We start from the raw sequence: 16,802 nt of genomic DNA, 5'->3' as shown, positions 1-16,802 counted from the left end.
ATTTCACGATAATGTTTTTCATCAGGAATTAGCCTAATTAATAAATATTGTTACTATAATATTTTTTATTTTAACTAATAAATATGTATGCTGCGAATGAGTGGAGCGCTGTCTTTTTTATTGCTAGGGCACTGGTTTCAATGGATTTGGGGCATAGTAATGGTCGCGGGCGTTACGTCGAAAGAGTTTATAGTCAGGGAGGTTTGGAATGATGGAAACGCTGACTTTCATTCGCCTGGACTATGTGATGAAAAAGACTGGATTGGAAAAATCACAAATCGACCATTTGATTCAGCAGGGAAATTTCCCTAAACCTCGCGGACGATAGCTCCCGGTATTGCAAACCCTGTCTGAATCGCCACCATCAATTAATGGAAGGGGTAGCAGGAATGATTGACGTTAGAAATGACTGGCATTCTGCCGATATTATCGCTGCATTACGTAAGAGTGGTACGACCTTGGCGACTATCTCCCGTGACGCGGGACTCAGTTCATCTACATTAGCGAATACACTGTCACGCCCGTGGCCTAAGGGTGAATGGATTATTGCTAATTATCTCGACACTCACCTGTCTGAAATCTGGTCTAGCCGTTATTTTGATATGAACGGTAATCTTATCGAACGCAAAATTCGCGATAAATCATTAAAATAATTATTCTAATGCCGGAAAATATCAGGGAAATAGTCACATCATCTAATTATCCACGGTGTTATTTATTTTGATGAGGTGGCACAATTGGTTATCTGTCACCGCAATCTTTAATACCTTCCGACGAAATGCGTCGCAACCTCCTATCACAAGGCCAGAACGTTTAGTGTACTGATCTACTCACTGGCAACGATATTTGTAGGTAGTCATAGATTCAACCCTTCTTTTACTGTAGGCAGTGAATTCTGATATGCTTTGCAAAATATTTTGTTCTCATGTTTTTTTGTGTGTGCGTCTTTGTGTGGTGAACGGTATATCAATCTGTGTATCACTTTTCGTAAAAAGACACATGATTTTATTTTAATTTTTGTTTAAAAATATATAGTTATGAGTAAACCAAAACATATTGTAGAAGTGATGATCTCGGAACAAGAGATTAAACAACGTATTGCTAAATTGGGGCAACAGATTACAGAACACTATCGCAATAGCGACCGTGAATTGGTGCTGGTTGGTTTGTTGAGGGGGTCATTTATCTTCATGGCAGACCTGTGCCGTGAAGTTCAGGTTCCCCACGAAGTGGATTTTATGACTGCGTCCAGCTATGGCAATGAGATGAACTCTACTCGCGATGTGAAAATCCTCAAGGATTTGGATGAAGATATTCGTGGCAAAGATGTGCTGATCGTTGAAGATATTATCGATTCAGGCAATACACTGAATAAAATTCGCGAGATTTTTGCGCTCCGTAAACCGAATTCTCTGGCGATTTGTACGTTGCTGAATAAACCATCCCGCCGTGAAGTCGATGTGCCGGTTGAGTGGATTGGCTATTCGATTGAAGATAAATTCGTGGTCGGTTATGGCATTGATTATGCCCAGCATTATCGCCACTTGCCTTACATTGGGCATGTTACTCTGATAGAAGAGTAAATTTCTGCGGTAAACCGTAGGGAACAGTGGGTAAATGGCAGCACAAGGCTGCCATTTGTTTTTATGTGGATCTGTTATTTCTTATGCGCCAGCTTGGAAATAGCCTGACGATAATTGAGTTCCAGTTTTTCACGGCTGTCAGCGGTAACATCCAGATCATGCAGTTCACCATCTTTCAAGCCATAAACCCAGCCATGGATCATGACTTTCTGCCCGCGCTTCCACGCTGATTGCATAATAGTCGAGTGGCCGAGATTATAAACCTGTTCAATGACATTCAACTCACATAAACGATTCAGTCGATCGCTAGGCGGCAACTCGCCGAGCATGGAGCTGTGTTTGTACCATAAATCCCGAATGTGGAGCAGCCAGTTATTGATTAAGCCTAATTCAGTGCCATCCACCGCCGCTTCTATGCCTCCGCAGCCGTAGTGACCACAGATGATAATGTGCTCAACCTGTAACACATCAACGGCGTACTGAACAACAGATAAACAGTTTAAATCAGTATGGATAACCAGATTAGCAACGTTCCGGTGAACAAAAAGATCGCCCGGTGCAGCGTCAATTAGTTTTTCAGCAGGCACGCGGCTATCAGAACAACCTATCCACAGAAAATGGGGTTTTTGTACTTTTGACAATTCTTTGAAGAAGTGAGGATTTTCTTCGTTTACGGATTGTGACCACTGCTTGTTCCTGGCAAACAATTCTTCAATTTTTCTCATCATAACTAATAGCCTGGCAACGTTTTTGAGATAGAATCATATACAACATTAATTGAGAATTTAATAATTAATTGAATAATGTTTTTTAGTTAATCCCTATCGTTGCAAAGAAAGATAGGAAAAATAATGTCATAATTTCTATCTTGCACTCAAAAATAGCAAAGAATAAAGGTGTTTTTTACTTATGGCTTATGCATTGGAGTTGACGCAGCTTACGAAAACCTATGCAGGTGGAATGAAGGCGTTGCGTGGGATTGATTTACGTGTCGAAGAAGGCGATTTTTACGCATTGTTGGGACCCAATGGTGCAGGGAAATCGACCACTATTGGTATCATTAGTTCTTTAGTTAATAAGAGTAGCGGTAAGGTCAAGGTGTTTGGTTACGATATCGACACGGATCTCGTCAATGCCAAACGGCAACTGGGGCTTGTTCCGCAGGAGTTTAATTTCAACCCATTTGAAACCGTGATTCAGATTGTACTGAATCAGGCGGGATATTACGGCGTACCCCGCAATGTGGCATATAACAGAGCAGAAACCTATCTGACCCAACTGGATCTATGGGGAAAACGTAACGAACGGGCAAATCGGCTGTCAGGAGGGATGAAGCGTCGTCTGATGATTGTCCGTGCTCTGATGCACCAGCCGAAGTTGCTGATCCTTGATGAGCCGACGGCGGGAGTCGATATTGAACTGCGTCGCTCCATGTGGGAGTTTCTGAAGGCCTTAAATGCGCAGGGAACCACCATCATCTTGACCACTCACTATCTGGAAGAGGCTGAAATGCTTTGCCGTAACATCGGCATTATTCAGCATGGTGAGTTGGTGGAAAATACCAGTATGAAAGATCTACTCAGCCAATTAGAATGTGAAACATTTTTGTTAGACTTCATGCCCAGAGGTGCGATGCCTGTCGTTGAAGGTTATGACTATCGTCTGGTCGATGCGGCAACGCTGGAAGTGGATGTCAAGCGTGGTCGGGGATTGAATGATATTTTTTCCCAACTGAGTATGCAGGGTATTCAAATCAGCAGTATGCGTAACAAAGCGAATCGTCTGGAAGAGCTGTTTGTTGGGTTGACCAATAATAATCAAGGAGCTAGTCAATGATTCAATTGTACTGGGTAGCGCTAAAAACCCTCTGGATGAAAGAAATAACCCGCTTTGGTCGTATTTGGGTACAGACCTTACTGCCACCGGTGATTACGATGTCCCTCTATTTCGTCATATTCGGCAATCTGGTTGGTTCCCGTATTGGTGAGATGGGAGGGTTCAGTTACATGCAATTCATTGTTCCAGGGCTGATTATGATGTCTGTGATCACCAACTCATATGCTAACGTTTCCTCCTCCTTCTTTGGCGCTAAATTTCAGGGGAGCATTGAAGAAGTGCTGGTCGCTCCCGTGCCAACTCATATCATTATTGCTGGATTTGTTGGCGGTGGGGTTACCCGTGGAGTGTGCGTGGGTATTTTGGTGACACTGGTTTCCCAATTATTCGTACCTGTGCAGATCCACTCATGGAGTATGGTGGTGATCACCTTGCTGGCAACATCCATATTATTTTCGCTGGCAGGGTTATTGAATGCCATTTATGCGAAAACGTTCGATGACATCAGCATCATCCCGACTTTTGTTCTAACGCCTTTGACTTATTTGGGCGGCGTATTCTATTCCCTGACCCTGCTGCCTGAATTCTGGCAGATAGTATCCAAGCTCAACCCGATCGTTTACATGATCAGCGGCTTCCGCTACGGTTTTCTTGGTATTACTGATGTTTCTCTGACGATGACGTTAGGTATGCTGGGTATGTTTATCTTTGTTTTTTATCTGTTGGCTTGGTATTTGATCGAGTCAGGGCGAGGGCTGAGAACCTAAAAACAAGAATTTATAAATATAACGCTCCGCCGTTGTTTACGGCGGAGTGGCGCAATAGTGAGTCGGTCATTGGTGGGAACGGTTATGCGACCTGAACGGGAACCGCTTTTGCCAGCCGGCTCATTACATTATCACCGTCAAAATAAGCCACTTTGGGTTTGTGAAATCTAGTCAGCTCATCAGCAATTTGGACATATGAACAAATAATCAGCTTATCGCCTACCGCCGCACGACGTGCAGCAGCACCGTTGACGGAGATGATTCTGGAACCACGTTCAGCGGCAATTGCATAAGTTGAGAATCGTTCTCCATTATCAACGTTATAAATATCAATCGCTTCATATTCCAGAATGCCGGCTGCATCCATAAAATCCTGATCGATGGCACAGGAACCTTCGTAATGAAGATCGGCCTGCGTCACTTTTACTCGATGTAATTTCCCCTGTAGCATGGTGCGTAACATGTTTGTTGCTCCTAAATTGATGATGCCGTACCTGCGGAAGAAAGGCAGGACACGGAAGGAGTGACTATATCAGGTTGTTAAAAAAACACCAAAATGCAATTTTAAAATATTATTTCTATATATCTAAGGCGATATTTTTGTATGCATTTGAATAATGGGTATAATTTGAATGTCAAAACCAAAAAATATCATGATTATTTCCAAAATTTGAAGTAGTTCACATAATTTTGAATTTTCGACAATATTGTTAATTAGAATTTGACTTAAATAAGTTATGGATTTTATTTATAATCCAAGCAATTCATTAATAGTGAACTTGTTTGTTATATTTATTTCTCAATAAAAATATAAATAAACTAATCAGAGAAATATTATGTTGCATGGATGTAAGAAAAAATAACTTGTTGTCTTTATTTCTTTTGTATCAATAATATGGGTTTATTTGAACTTGCTGACAGATTTTGAGTATAAATATCTATATGCGTTCTTTTCAATGATATTTGCGCCTAAATCAGGGATATGTGCATCACGTTACGACTCCACTAACACACACATCCCATCACTAAAATCAGCCAACCAAATCGACTTGTTGATTGTCAATTAAGCGTACTCGTCCTAACCAGGCTGCCATTAGGATCACGGCTTTTTTACTTTGCGATGTCAGAGGTAACAAGTTTTCTGCATCACGGATAAATAATTCATCCGGCATAAAGCCTTCTTCACGCAAATGTGTCGATGCCAGTTCGAGCAGTTGTTCGGTCGCTCGTTCTCCATGCGTCAGCTTTTCTGCAATACACTGCATGATCTGATGCAATACCGGAGCAATTTTTTTCTCTTCAGCCGATAAGAGATTATTGCGGGAACTCAGTGCCAACCCACTTTTTTCACGGACGATGGGGACGGAAACCAAAGTAATATCGTAAGCCATATCAGCAATCATCTTGCGGATAATCTGCACTTGCTGGAAATCTTTTTCTCCGAAATAAACGAGATCAGGTTGAATCAGATTGAACAGTTTGCTGACAACGGTGGTGACACCACGGAAATGCCCCGGACGGTTAGCACCTTCAAGCAGATAAGAAAGCTCTGGTACTTCGACGAAAGTCTGGCTGCTGTTAGAGCCATTCGGATACATTTCATTTGCGTTGGGAGCAAAGACCAGTTCGACCTTGCGATGGCTCAGTTTTTCGCAGTCTTCCTGTAGGGTTCGCGGATAATTGACCAAATCATCTTCATGCTCAAACTGCATGGGATTGACAAAAATACTGACGATAACTACGTCAGCCTGTGCTTTGGCGGTGTCTACCAGTGACATATGGCCATCATGCAGATTACCCATAGTTGGCACAAAGGCAATACGCTTTCCTGCCTGATGCCAGCGGCGGATTTCACGGCGTAAAATAGGGATCGTTTCTATAATCAGCATTGCTCTGCTCCTTTAAATGGCCGTCATGCCGGGGAATAATTATTTGAATGAATGTGCTTGGCCGGGATAGGCACCACTTTCTACCTGCTCGATATACAGGCGGATGGCATCCCGTATGTTGCCGGTTTCTTTGAGGAAATCTTTGGCAAATTTAGGTGGTCTGGCGGTGATGCCTAAGGCATCGTGCATGACCAGAATCTGACCGTCAGTGAGATTGCCCGCGCCAATGCCAATGACCGGAATTTCCAGCGCTTCGCTCACTCGCTGGCCTAATGCTGTCGGCACACACTCCAGCACCAGTAGCTGTATACCTGCCTTTTCCAAAGCCATCGCATCGTTAAGCAATTGTTGGGCGGAGGTTTCATCACGACCCTGCACTTTATAGCCACCGAAAATATTGACCGATTGCGGCGTCAGCCCCAAATGACCACACACTGGCACGGCACGTTCGGTCAGCATTTTTACCGTCTCACACAGCCAGCTTCCGCCTTCAATTTTTATCATGTTAGCCCCGGAACGCATCAATGTCGCAGCACTGCTAAAACTCTGCTCTGGAGTGGCGTAACTCATGAAAGGCATGTCTGAGATCAGAAAAGAGTGGGGCGCGCCAGCACGGACGCAGCGGGTGTGGTAAGCAATATCTTCAACCGTGACAGGTAAGGTCGAGTCAAATCCTTGTAAAGTCATGCCGAGTGAATCGCCGATAAGCATGACGTTGATGCCTTGTTCGGCAAAAAGGTGAGCAAAACTGGCATCGTAAGCTGTGATTGTAGCGAACTTGCGCTTCTCTTTTTTTAACTGACTCAGATCAGCCAGGGTTGTTGGTTTCATTGTTATCTCCTGAATAGTTAGGGCCTGTCCCATTGAGCATCACTTTTGAACCTCAATGGGACAGGCCCTGATTATCCAAAAATCGGCCACGGCTGTATGAGATACTGAATAACTTTTCCTTCATAAAACGGCTGTGTTACAACGATAAATCCTGCTATCCGTGCTACAACCAAAACGTCAGGCCATTTTCTGGAACATGTTTTAATCGTGCTGCCAGTGTTTCTCCATCTGGGAATACAAGATTCGGCGCAATTTCTGCAAGCGGATAAAGCATAAACTCGCGCTGTTTTAAGCCGTAATGGGGAACGGTCAGGCGTTCAGTCTTAATAATGCAATCACCAAACAGCATGATATCCAGATCGAGTGTTCTCGGCCCCCAGCGCTCATCTTTTCGGATACGCCCTTGTGCCAGCTCAATGGCTTGAGTGTGATCGAGCAACGCTTCTGGTTGCAGCTTGGTTTCCAGTGCAACAGCAAGGTTGAGGTAATCAGGCTGATCTTGTGGCCCCATCGGTTTGCTGCGATAAAAAGAGGATCGCATTACAAAGCTTGTGTCAGGGATCACATGCAGGGCAGCAAGTGCATTATCGACTTGCTGCAAGGGATCAGCCAGATTACTGCCAATGGCGATGTAAACCCGTGCCATGTCAACCGTTGTCCTTGAACTGACGAGGCCGGCTGCTACGGCGGGGACGTGTTCTGCGACGAACGGGGTCGGTGCCCAGTTCTGATATCATGCCACGCTGTTGAGGTGCTGTCGCCTGTTGGAATTCTGACCACCACAGTACCAGCTCTTTCAGTTCATGCCGTGGTTCAACGTTGGCGCGTAATTCCAATAAATCATACGCAGCACGGAACTTCGGATGCTCCATCAGCTTATTCGCGCGTTTTCCCTGACGGCGTGGCAGACGAAGCTGCAATAACCAAATGTCACGCATAGTCGTGGTATGACGCTTCGGAATGGCAATAGAACCGCACTGCTCATCAAGAATGTCATTCATCGCGAGAGCAAAGGCATCGTAATACGGTAAACCACCTTCCTGAGACAGTTTCTCTGCATGTTCAATCAACGGATACCACAACATGGCCGCGAATAAGAAGGCCGGATTGACACGTTTGTCGTTCTGGAGCCGATAATCGGTATTTTTCAGCACCTGTTCCAGCAGTTTTTCCAGCGGTGAGTCATTGTTTGGAGTGAAACCGCGCTGCATCATCGGGAATAGCAGTTGGAACAGATTGTACTCGCGCAGCAGTTTATAGGTGCTGTAACCATGCCCCGACTGTAATAGTTTCAGGGATTCTTCGAACAAGCGTGCGGAGGGAATATCCTTCAACAGAAAGGCAAGCTGCGGGATCGGTTCGGCAGTGGTTTTCTCGATGGTCATGTCAAGTTTGCTGGCAAAACGGACTGCGCGCAGCATACGGACAGGATCTTCACGGTAACGGGTTTCTGGATCACCAATCAGGCGAATGATCCCTGCTTGCAGGTCAGCCATTCCGCCGACGTAATCCCGCAAGGCGAAATCTTCAATGCCATAATAGAGGCTATTGATGGTGAAATCGCGGCGAACGGCATCTTCTTCGACCGAACCGAAGATATTATCGCGCAGTAACATTCCGCTTTGTGCTTTTTGTGACTGATTCCGGTCATTGGATTCAACTTGCTCGTGTGACCCACGGAAAGTGGCGACTTCAATCACATCTGGCCCAAACATAATATGGGCAAGGCGGAAACGGCGACCCACAAGCCGACAGTTACGGAAGAGTTTGCGTACCTGTTCTGGTGTGGCATTCGTTGCGATGTCGAAATCTTTGGGTTTTTTGTGCAGCAATAAATCACGAACACCACCACCGACCAGATAGGCTTGAAAACCTGATTTATTCAGGCGATACAAAACCTTCAGGGCATTGTCACTGATGTCTTTACGTGAAATTGGGTGCTGATCCCGAGGGAGCACCGTGATCGGGGGGTCCGAAGGCTTGGCCTTTGCGGATTTTTTCTTCATTGTGGCGTTATCAGCATTTGATGAAGATGAGTGATGTTCTCTGCGATGTTTAGGCAGAGTGCTGCTCTCTATTTGAGCAGTATGGTCAGATATGGTGACTGGCCTTTCACTGGCTGCCTGTGTGTCGCGTTTTGTTTTGTTTTCGCGGATCATCAAATTACGGCAGAAAGTTGCTACTCGGTTAAAAATGGTACACCTCGATAGTGACTAAGTAATATTAAAGCAAAAAAACAGCCGCTAATCATAACTTACTGGGCATTCTTTGAGAATGCTTGCAGAGCCAATAGAAACACTTTATTTGAATTGGCGATAGGTTATGTTTTTCTGCGGAACAGGGTTTATATTCCAACCGACGATAGCTTGCCGCAGCACCTGATCTGTCGTGAGATCTTGCCAGCCTGCAATGGTGGGTTGGTTTAAAAATGATAACGCATCAATAAGCAATGGCCGTGGATCATCCAGTGGGATCGGCTGGGCATGGTTTTGCTTAGAGAGCTTATTTCCCTCTTGATTGAGAACGAGGGGTAAATGCACATAATCTGGGATCGCAAAATTCAGGTGCTGGTACAGTGATAGCTGGCGAACCGTGGGTTCAATCAAATCCGCTCCTCTGACAATTTCAGTCACGCCTTGATGGTTATCATCAACAACAACGACGAGATTATAAGCGAATAAACCGTCTTTGCGATAAATGGTGAAGTCTTCTTCCGCCATTTTAGCAGGAACAGTGATGTAACCCTGCAATTTATCGTGAAACCTATAAATTGGATGGCGTTGTTTCAAGCGAACGGCGGCATTGTCAGCAGGCAAATATAAATGCCGGCAATGATCGTCATAAAACCTGCCCAATTGTTGAATGCGCTGGCGGGTACAGGTGCAGTAATAGCTGCTTCCCTGTTGTTGCAACTGAGCGAGTATTGCACGATAGGCTTCATGGCGCTGGGATTGATACAGCACCTCGCCATCCCAGCAAAGACCATAATGCTCAAGGGATTGCAATATCCGGCTGGCGGCTCCGGGAACTTCTCTTGGGGGATCTATGTCATCAATGCGCATCAGCCATTTGCCATGGCAGGCATGCGCCTGTAGGTAACTGCCCAGTGCAGTTACTAGGGAACCGAAGTGGAGATCCCCGGAAGGGGACGGAGCGAAACGCCCGATATATAATGCGGAATGTTCAGATTGAGTCATATCAGGATAAATATAAGGGAGCATACGGCGCCATTCAGCGCCGTACTCAGCCCTACCGGTCAGCCAGCCATTTGCTTTTCGCGAATTTCGGCCAACGTTTTACAGTCAATGCATAAGTCAGCTGTCGGGCGAGCTTCTAAACGGCGGATGCCGATTTCAACCCCACAGGATTCACAATAGCCGAAATCGTCATCTTCGACTTTTTTCAGCGTTTTTTCGATCTTTTTGATCAACTTACGTTCACGATCCCGATTACGTAGTTCAAGACTGAATTCTTCTTCTTGCGCCGCACGGTCAACTGGATCAGGGAAGTTCGCTGCCTCATCTTGCATATGAGATACAGTACGGTCTACTTCATCCCTGAGTTGATTGCGCCATGCTTCCAGAATCAGCTTGAAATGCGTTAACTGGGCATCGTTCATGTATTCTTCGCCTGGCTTTTCTTGGTAAGCTTCTACCCCAGCGATGGCGAGAATGCTTAAGGACGAGGTTTTGCGTTTTTGCCCTTCTTGCATAATGCTTCTCCTTACACACGCACTATCAAACGACCCCCCCAACAATGGGGGGAAAAAAATAGGCCGCTATAAATAGCAGATGACTGCGAGGTTGGCAATTGTTCCTGCCATTAGTTTTGCAATGGTGTGAAGGCTACCGTGTTTACTGCCTAAATATGTTGCAAAACTTGCCTCATCAGTATGTTCTGTTTACAAATTATCCTATTGATACAAAAGGTAATTTGTGACTTAGAACCATCCTGTCTTCTGTTATGCTGGCCCCGTAACAGATTACTTCGACCCCTGAATTACAGGCTTGTTCCAAAAGACATGCATAATCATGGTCAATATGTTTTGCTGCCGCAACCTGACTAATCCCAGAATGTAAAACAGCAAAGAACAGAACAGCACGCTGCCCCTGTTGTGCTATCAATGATAGCTCACGTAAATGTTTTTGCCCTCGAATTGTCACTGTGTCCGGAAAATAGCCCTTATTTTCCTGCAACAATGTTACCGATTTGACTTCAATATAGCAGTTAACTCTCTGTTTTGACTGTAACAATAAATCTATCCGACTCTTCTCTTTTCCATAGACCACTTCACGGCGGATTTGCTCATAGTCAGATAATTCTGAAATTGCATTTTTTTCAATGGATTGATAGACCAATTCGTTGGCTCTGAGTGTATTGACACAAATCAAATGCCCGTTTTGGGTCTGAGTCAGTTCCCAGCTATTCGGATATTTACGTTTGGGATTGTCTGATGTGGAATACCACACGGTATCTCCCGGCATCGCGCATCCTGTCATTGCTCCGGTATTAGCACAGTGTATGGTCAGCGTTTCACCTTCTGGGGTGAGGACATCGGCAAGAAAGCGCTTATAGCGACGGATTAGGGTCGCTGACTTCAGGGGAGGCGAAAATTCCATAAATTTTCCTTCATCGCTAATGGTCGGAAAGATCAATGAACTGAAATTAAAGTAGCCAATGCTACAATGACGCCCATTGAAAGTTAATGGTTAGGGTGATCCTTTGTTATTACCAATTTATGACGTTTTGGACTCTGTTATAACTAAGTTGAAAACGTCGAAACAGGTATTGTTGCATGCACCCACAGGGGCAGGGAAATCGACAGGATTGCCATTGGCGATCCTGAATAAAGCTCAACTGACAGAGCGCATTATTATGCTGGAACCTCGGCGCCTTGCAGCGCGCAGTGTAGCAGAGCGTCTTGCCGAACAATTGAATGAGCCTGTTGGCGTGACGGTAGGTTATCGGATGAGGGCGGAAACCAAAGTCAGTGCCTCTACACGCCTTGAAGTTGTCACTGAGGGTATTTTGACCCGAATGCTACAACAAGATCCTGAATTAAGCGATGTTTCTCTGGTTATTCTCGATGAATTCCATGAGCGGAGTTTACAGGCTGATCTCGCGTTGGCGCTGCTGCTGGATGTACAGGAAGGTCTGCGTGAAGATCTGCGTATTCTGGTGATGTCCGCGACACTAGACAATCAGCGTCTTTCTTCTTTATTACCTGATGCGCCCGTGATTGTTTCAGAAGGTCGTAGCTATCCGGTAGCACGATCTTATCATCCGCTGCCGATTCATCAGCATTTTGAACAATCCGTAGCTTCGGCAGTGTTGCGCTTATTGCAGCAGGAAACGGGATCATTGTTACTGTTTCTGCCCGGTGTGGGTGAAATCCAGCGTGTGTTGGCGCAACTTGAACAAAAAATCAATGACGATACCTTATTGTGTCCACTGTACGGTGCGTTGTCGTTATCCGATCAACGGAAGGCGATAGCTCCCGCGCCAGCAGGAATGCGCAAGGTCGTGCTGGCCACCAATATTGCGGAAACCAGCCTGACGATTGAAGGTATCCGGTTGGTGGTGGATAGCGGCCTTGAACGTACCAGCCGCTTCGAGCCGAAGAGTGGCCTGACCCGATTGATGACTCAACGCATCAGCCAAGCGTCAATGGTACAACGGGCTGGGCGGGCAGGAAGGCTGGAAGAAGGTGTCTGCTGGCATTTATTCAGTCGCGAGCAGGCGGAACGAGCTACGGAATACAGTGAGCCGGAAATTCTGCATTCAGATCTGAGCAGCCTGCTACTTTCGTTATTACAGTGGGGATGTCGTGACAGTAATCAGTTGAACTGGCTGGACAATCCACCACAGCCCGCGCTTGCAGTGGCTCAATCGCTGCTGCTGCGATTGGGGGCGCTGGATGATAATCAGCAATTGACTGCCCGTGGCTGGCAAATGGCGGAGGCAGGTAGTGAACCGCGTCTGGCGGCCATGTTGTGCGCAGGCAAAGAGCGGGATGATGAGGCGCTGGCAACGGCAGCAAAACTGGTAGCGATCTTGGAAGAACCTCCCCGCAGTGGGCTGCCGGATCTCACTCATTGGATAAATTCAAACCAACCTCATTGGCAGCAGCGCGCTAATCAGCTTATCAGGAATCTTGCGAGCAAGACTGCAAAAATAGGATCTAAAAAAATCAGCACAGAAAAGATTAATGCTGCGCTTGTACCTGAACTATTAGTACAGGGATTTCCTGATCGGATTGCTAAAAACCGTGATAATCTTGGCCGTTTTCAGTTAGCCAATGGTTTGGGTGTAGCACTGGAACATGACGATCCGTTGTCGGGAGAGCAGTGGCTGATAGCGCCTACATTGCAGCAAAACAGTAAAAACCCCGATGCTAGAGTCTTGCTCGCTTGCCCGCTGAACATCGAACACACTATTCATCAATATCCGAGCCTGTTTACAGAACAGGCAGCCGTGGAGTGGGATAATAATAAAGGCACTCTGCGAGCATGGAAACGTCTGCAGTGCGGGCGTTTGACTGTCAGAGCGCAGCTTTTAGCAAAACCTTCTCAGGCGGAATTACAGGAAGCCCTGCTGAACTGGGTTCGGCAGGAAGGGTTGGCGGCGTTGAATTGGTCGTCGGAAGCATTGCAGTTGCGCATCCGGCTGCAAAGGGCAATAGAATGGCTGCCTGAAATTGAGTGGCCTGCGGTGGATGATGACAGTCTGCTGGATTCCCTCGAGCAGTGGCTTCTGCCTATGTTGGAGGGAGTGGGGGATTTGAAGGGATTACGCCAGATTGAGCTGTCGTGTGCTCTTCTGGGTCTGCTTGATTGGCAGCAACGGCAAATACTGGATAATGAATTGCCTACTAATTACACTGTGCCGACCGGAAGTAGGATTACCATCCAATATTTCTACGATAAACCGCCCGTGCTGTCAGTCAGAATGCAAGAAATGTATGGAGAGCAGCAGAATCCGGTATTGGCGAAGGGGCGGGTTCCTGTGGTCGTTGAACTGTTATCTCCGGCGCATCGTCCATTACAGATTACGCAAGATCTCGCTGCATTCTGGCAGGGGGCTTATCGTGAGGTGCAAAAAGAGATGAAGGGACGTTATCCCAAACATTTATGGCCAGATGATCCGGCCAACACAACGCCGACAAGGCGTGTGAAAAAATATATGTGACTGGTTTGATGCAGTCAGACTTCTATATTGAATAAACATTTGGAGACTTCGGTATGTCTGATGATGATCGTCAGCCAATCGGACGCAAAGGTAAAAAACCAGAACTTCGTCGTGGGCGTCCAGCAAAAAAACGCCATCGGCAGGATGACTATGAAAATGATGAAAATAATGATTTTGATGACGACGATGAGGAAGAGGTCATGACGAAAAAAGGGAAAAAACCCCGTCCGCCAAGGAGTCGATGGCTAGGATTCTGGTTGCTGCTGTTGAAAGTATTTATTGTGCTGGCAGTGCTCATGGCTATTTACGGTTTTTATCTGGATAACAAAATTCGCCATCGCATTGATGGGAAAGTATGGGATTTACCTGCTACGGTGTACGGGCGTATGGTCAACCTTGAACCGGGCATGAATTACAGCAAGAACGAAATGATTCGGTTGCTGGAAGGCATGCAGTATCGGAAGGTGACCAAAATCACTCGTGCCGGTGAGTTTGTTGTTAGGGGCAACAATATTGAAATGCTGCGCCGTCCGTTTGATTTCCCTGACGGTAAAGAAGGACAAATTCAGGCTCGGCTGGTCTTCAGTGATAACCATATTGCTAGCATCGAAAACATGGAGAACCAGCGTCAGTTTGGTTTCTTCCGTCTCGATCCGAAACTGATTACGATGATGCAATCGCCGAATGGCGAACAGCGTTTGGTTGTCCCACGTTCAGGTTTTCCGGATTTACTGGTTCAGACTCTGCTGGAAACCGAAGATCGTTATTTCTATGAACACGATGGGGTCAGGCCGCTTTCCATTGCCCGTGCTGTGTTGGCGAACCTGATCGCCGGGCGTACGGTTCAGGGAGGCAGTACACTGACACAGCAGTTGGTCAAAAACCTGTTCCTCTCCAATGAACGTACCTTCAGCCGTAAAGCGAATGAAGCTTACATGGCGTTACTGATGGATGCCCGCTATAGCAAGGATCGCATTCTTGAACTGTACCTGAACGAAGTTTATCTGGGGCAGAGCGGCGATGAACAGATCCGCGGCTTCCCATTGGCCAGTCTGTATTATTTCGGGCGCCCGATTGATGAACTGAGTCTGGATCAGCAGGCGCTGTTAGTGGGAATGGTCAAGGGAGCGTCGATGTATAACCCGTGGCGTAATCCTAAACTGGCACTGGAACGCCGCAACGTGGTATTGAAAATCCTCCTGAACAGGCAAATAATCGATCAGGAACTCTATGATCTGTTGAGCGCCCGCCCGCTGGGTGTGAAACCCAAAAGTGGGGTGATTACCCCACAGCCTGCTTTCATGCAATTGGTGCGTCAGGAATTACAGGAAAATCTGGGTGATAAGATTAACGACCTGTCGGGCGTGAAAATCTTTACAACACTGGACCCGGTATCACAGGATGCGGCGGAAAAATCCGTGGAAGAGGGCGTTGCCGATCTGCGGAAAACCCGCAAGATAGATGATCTGGAAGGCGCGATGGTCGTTGTTGACCGTTTCAGTGGTGAAGTTCGTGCGATGGTCGGGGGCTCTCAACCAGAATATGCGGGTTTTAACCGGGCCTTAAATGCACGTCGTCTGATTGGTTCTCTTGCCAAACCTGCGACTTATTTGACGGCACTGAGTCAGCCGGATAAATACCGCATGAATACTTGGCTGGCGGATGAGCCTATTTCGATACCTCTGTCGGGCGGAAAATCTTGGCAACCGAGGAATTTCAGCCGTAATTTTAGTGGGCGTGTCATGCTGGTGGATGCGTTGGCTCGTTCGATCAATATTCCGACAGTGAATCTGGGACTGGGTGTTGGGCTAGATCGCATTACCAGTACCTTGATCTCACTCGGCATTCCGGCTAAAGAAATCCAACAGGTTCCTTCCATGCTGCTGGGTGCAATCAACCTGACGCCGATGGAAATGGCTCAAGAGTTCCAGACCATTGCCAGCGGCGGCAATCGGGCGAAACTTTCGGCATTGCGTTCAATCCTGGCCGAAGATGGTACAGTGATTTACCAGAGTTATCCGCAGGCAGAGCGGGCAGTGCCTCCAGAGGCGGCTTATCTGACACTGTACGGTATGCAGCAGGTGGTGGCTCGTGGTACAGGCAGTTCGCTGACGAAAAAATACGGTAAATACAATCTGGCAGGTAAGACGGGAACCACCAACGATCTGCGCGACAGTTGGTTTACGGGTATTGATGGTAAGGAAGTGGCAATCGTCTGGACCGGGCGTGATAATAATGGCCTAACCAATCTGACGGGAGCAACGGGGGCATTGAAGATCTACCTCCGCTATCTGGAAAATGAAACGCCATTAGTACTGAATAATCGTCCACCGGAAGGCATTGTGGATATGTCCGTCAACGAAGATGGCAGCTTCAACTGTACTGGTAATGGCATCAGGATGTTGCCGGTCTGGACAGATGATCCGCAGAGTTTATGCCAGCAATCTACGCCACAGCCGGTTGAGGATAACAAAGAAGAGGCTCCGGGCTGGCTACAGGAAATGTTTGATCAGTAATAGAATATCGCTCCCCATCGATTCTGATGGGGACATTTTCCCTGCGGATAACCCGCAGATTTAGGCGGTTATCCCAATACTTTTCTGGTTTGCGTTAAATCGAGGCGCTTAAATCTGTTAAGTTAATCAATGAAATTATCTGCACTTTTGTTATAGTCGGTAATACAATACACTGACTTACCGCGTCCACTA

The 16,802-nt window shown here is 46.5% G+C and carries 16 protein-coding genes; 7 read left to right on the top strand and 9 right to left on the bottom strand.

What is annotated here, in order from left to right; all coding sequences use genetic code 11:
• Nucleotides 1-208 precede the first annotated feature (208 nt).
• From NXS07_RS13445 to hpt, 3 genes are all read left to right on the top strand, one after another.
• Entirely contained in the window at nucleotides 209-328 is a 120-nt protein-coding gene (locus NXS07_RS13445; protein WP_080717964.1) for an AlpA family phage regulatory protein, read from the top strand.
• A 61-nt stretch (nucleotides 329-389) separates the two neighbouring features.
• Nucleotides 390-653, top strand: coding sequence for a helix-turn-helix domain-containing protein (locus tag NXS07_RS13440; protein ID WP_238126585.1), 264 nt, complete (start codon nucleotides 390-392; stop codon nucleotides 651-653).
• A gap of 384 nt (nucleotides 654-1,037) precedes the next feature.
• Nucleotides 1,038-1,583: a hypoxanthine phosphoribosyltransferase gene (gene hpt / locus NXS07_RS13435; RefSeq protein WP_258086920.1), complete on the top strand. Its 546-nt coding sequence runs from the start codon at nucleotides 1,038-1,040 to the stop codon at nucleotides 1,581-1,583.
• Nucleotides 1,584-1,657: 74 nt separating this feature from the next.
• On the opposite strand, the gene can is transcribed toward hpt, so the two are convergent.
• The gene (gene can / locus NXS07_RS13430) at nucleotides 1,658-2,311 is read right to left on the bottom strand and encodes a carbonate dehydratase (RefSeq protein WP_038215630.1); all 654 of its coding nucleotides are present in this window, start codon (nucleotides 2,309-2,311) and stop codon (nucleotides 1,658-1,660) included.
• 181 nt (nucleotides 2,312-2,492) lie between these two features.
• On the opposite strand from can, the gene NXS07_RS13425 reads away from it, so the two are divergent.
• On the top strand, nucleotides 2,493-3,419 hold the full coding sequence (locus NXS07_RS13425) for an ABC transporter ATP-binding protein (RefSeq protein WP_258086919.1): 927 nt from the start codon (nucleotides 2,493-2,495) through the stop codon (nucleotides 3,417-3,419).
• Complete coding sequence (locus NXS07_RS13420; RefSeq protein WP_038203015.1) at nucleotides 3,416-4,186, top strand: ABC transporter permease; 771 nt, start codon at nucleotides 3,416-3,418, stop codon at nucleotides 4,184-4,186. The genes NXS07_RS13425 and NXS07_RS13420 overlap by 4 nt, the downstream gene beginning before the upstream one ends.
• An 82-nt stretch (nucleotides 4,187-4,268) precedes the next feature.
• Here NXS07_RS13420 and panD read toward each other — a convergent pair whose 3' ends face one another.
• The 8 genes from panD to sfsA form a co-directional block, all read right to left on the bottom strand.
• A complete protein-coding gene (gene panD, locus NXS07_RS13415) occupies nucleotides 4,269-4,649 on the bottom strand; it encodes an aspartate 1-decarboxylase (RefSeq protein ID WP_038187878.1) in 381 nt (126 codons plus the stop codon).
• Between the two features lie 568 nt (nucleotides 4,650-5,217).
• The gene (gene panC / locus NXS07_RS13410; RefSeq protein ID WP_038203013.1) at nucleotides 5,218-6,075 is read right to left on the bottom strand and encodes a pantoate--beta-alanine ligase; all 858 of its coding nucleotides are present in this window, start codon (nucleotides 6,073-6,075) and stop codon (nucleotides 5,218-5,220) included.
• A gap of 39 nt (nucleotides 6,076-6,114) precedes the next feature.
• Nucleotides 6,115-6,906 (bottom strand): 3-methyl-2-oxobutanoate hydroxymethyltransferase, encoded by a 792-nt coding sequence (panB, locus tag NXS07_RS13405; protein WP_038203010.1) that lies wholly within the window; start codon nucleotides 6,904-6,906, stop codon nucleotides 6,115-6,117.
• A gap of 163 nt (nucleotides 6,907-7,069) precedes the next feature.
• Nucleotides 7,070-7,552, bottom strand: a complete 483-nt coding sequence (gene folK / locus NXS07_RS13400) for a 2-amino-4-hydroxy-6-hydroxymethyldihydropteridine diphosphokinase (protein ID WP_038203007.1) — start codon at nucleotides 7,550-7,552, stop codon at nucleotides 7,070-7,072.
• Between the two features lies 1 nt (nucleotide 7,553).
• Entirely contained in the window at nucleotides 7,554-8,912 is a 1,359-nt protein-coding gene (pcnB, locus tag NXS07_RS13395) for a polynucleotide adenylyltransferase PcnB (RefSeq protein WP_206778712.1), read from the bottom strand.
• A 294-nt stretch (nucleotides 8,913-9,206) separates the two neighbouring features.
• Nucleotides 9,207-10,127 (bottom strand): tRNA glutamyl-Q(34) synthetase GluQRS, encoded by a 921-nt coding sequence (gluQRS, locus tag NXS07_RS13390; RefSeq protein WP_258086918.1) that lies wholly within the window; start codon nucleotides 10,125-10,127, stop codon nucleotides 9,207-9,209.
• A gap of 35 nt (nucleotides 10,128-10,162) precedes the next feature.
• Nucleotides 10,163-10,618, bottom strand: coding sequence for an RNA polymerase-binding protein DksA (gene dksA / locus NXS07_RS13385; protein WP_012989999.1), 456 nt, complete (start codon nucleotides 10,616-10,618; stop codon nucleotides 10,163-10,165).
• Nucleotides 10,619-10,814: 196 nt separating this feature from the next.
• Entirely contained in the window at nucleotides 10,815-11,525 is a 711-nt protein-coding gene (gene sfsA / locus NXS07_RS13380) for a DNA/RNA nuclease SfsA (RefSeq protein ID WP_038203004.1), read from the bottom strand.
• Nucleotides 11,526-11,628: 103 nt separating this feature from the next.
• Here sfsA and hrpB point away from each other — a divergent pair, with 103 nt between their 5' ends.
• A complete protein-coding gene (hrpB, locus tag NXS07_RS13375) occupies nucleotides 11,629-14,094 on the top strand; it encodes an ATP-dependent helicase HrpB (protein ID WP_258086917.1) in 2,466 nt (821 codons plus the stop codon).
• 53 nt (nucleotides 14,095-14,147) lie between these two features.
• Nucleotides 14,148-16,610: a bifunctional glycosyl transferase/transpeptidase gene (gene mrcB / locus NXS07_RS13370; RefSeq protein WP_258086916.1), complete on the top strand. Its 2,463-nt coding sequence runs from the start codon at nucleotides 14,148-14,150 to the stop codon at nucleotides 16,608-16,610.
• The last annotated feature ends 192 nt before the right edge of the window (nucleotides 16,611-16,802 follow it).

Origin of the sequence: Xenorhabdus bovienii, assembly GCF_024721015.1 — a bacterium.
GTDB lineage: Bacteria > Pseudomonadota > Gammaproteobacteria > Enterobacterales > Enterobacteriaceae > Xenorhabdus > Xenorhabdus bovienii.
Note: the sequence above shows the minus strand (reverse complement) of the source record. Positions and strands in the feature narration are given on the sequence as shown.

Bases quoted from the DNA above. Each gene is read 5' to 3' on its own strand.
- NXS07_RS13445 (WP_080717964.1), top strand. From the start codon at position 209: ATGATGGAAACGCTGACTTTCATTCGCCTGGACTATGTGATGAAAAAG.
- NXS07_RS13440 (WP_238126585.1), top strand. From the start codon at position 390: ATGATTGACGTTAGAAATGACTGGCATTCTGCCGATATTATCGCTGCA.
- hpt (WP_258086920.1), top strand. From the start codon at position 1,038: ATGAGTAAACCAAAACATATTGTAGAAGTGATGATCTCGGAACAAGAG.
- can (WP_038215630.1), bottom strand. From the start codon at position 2,311: ATGATGAGAAAAATTGAAGAATTGTTTGCCAGGAACAAGCAGTGGTCA.
- NXS07_RS13425 (WP_258086919.1), top strand. From the start codon at position 2,493: ATGGCTTATGCATTGGAGTTGACGCAGCTTACGAAAACCTATGCAGGT.
- NXS07_RS13420 (WP_038203015.1), top strand. From the start codon at position 3,416: ATGATTCAATTGTACTGGGTAGCGCTAAAAACCCTCTGGATGAAAGAA.
- panD (WP_038187878.1), bottom strand. From the start codon at position 4,649: ATGTTACGCACCATGCTACAGGGGAAATTACATCGAGTAAAAGTGACG.
- panC (WP_038203013.1), bottom strand. From the start codon at position 6,075: ATGCTGATTATAGAAACGATCCCTATTTTACGCCGTGAAATCCGCCGC.
- panB (WP_038203010.1), bottom strand. From the start codon at position 6,906: ATGAAACCAACAACCCTGGCTGATCTGAGTCAGTTAAAAAAAGAGAAG.
- folK (WP_038203007.1), bottom strand. From the start codon at position 7,552: ATGGCACGGGTTTACATCGCCATTGGCAGTAATCTGGCTGATCCCTTG.
- pcnB (WP_206778712.1), bottom strand. From the start codon at position 8,912: ATGAAGAAAAAATCCGCAAAGGCCAAGCCTTCGGACCCCCCGATCACG.
- gluQRS (WP_258086918.1), bottom strand. From the start codon at position 10,127: ATGCTCCCTTATATTTATCCTGATATGACTCAATCTGAACATTCCGCA.
- dksA (WP_012989999.1), bottom strand. From the start codon at position 10,618: ATGCAAGAAGGGCAAAAACGCAAAACCTCGTCCTTAAGCATTCTCGCC.
- sfsA (WP_038203004.1), bottom strand. From the start codon at position 11,525: ATGGAATTTTCGCCTCCCCTGAAGTCAGCGACCCTAATCCGTCGCTAT.
- mrcB (WP_258086916.1), top strand. From the start codon at position 14,148: ATGTCTGATGATGATCGTCAGCCAATCGGACGCAAAGGTAAAAAACCA.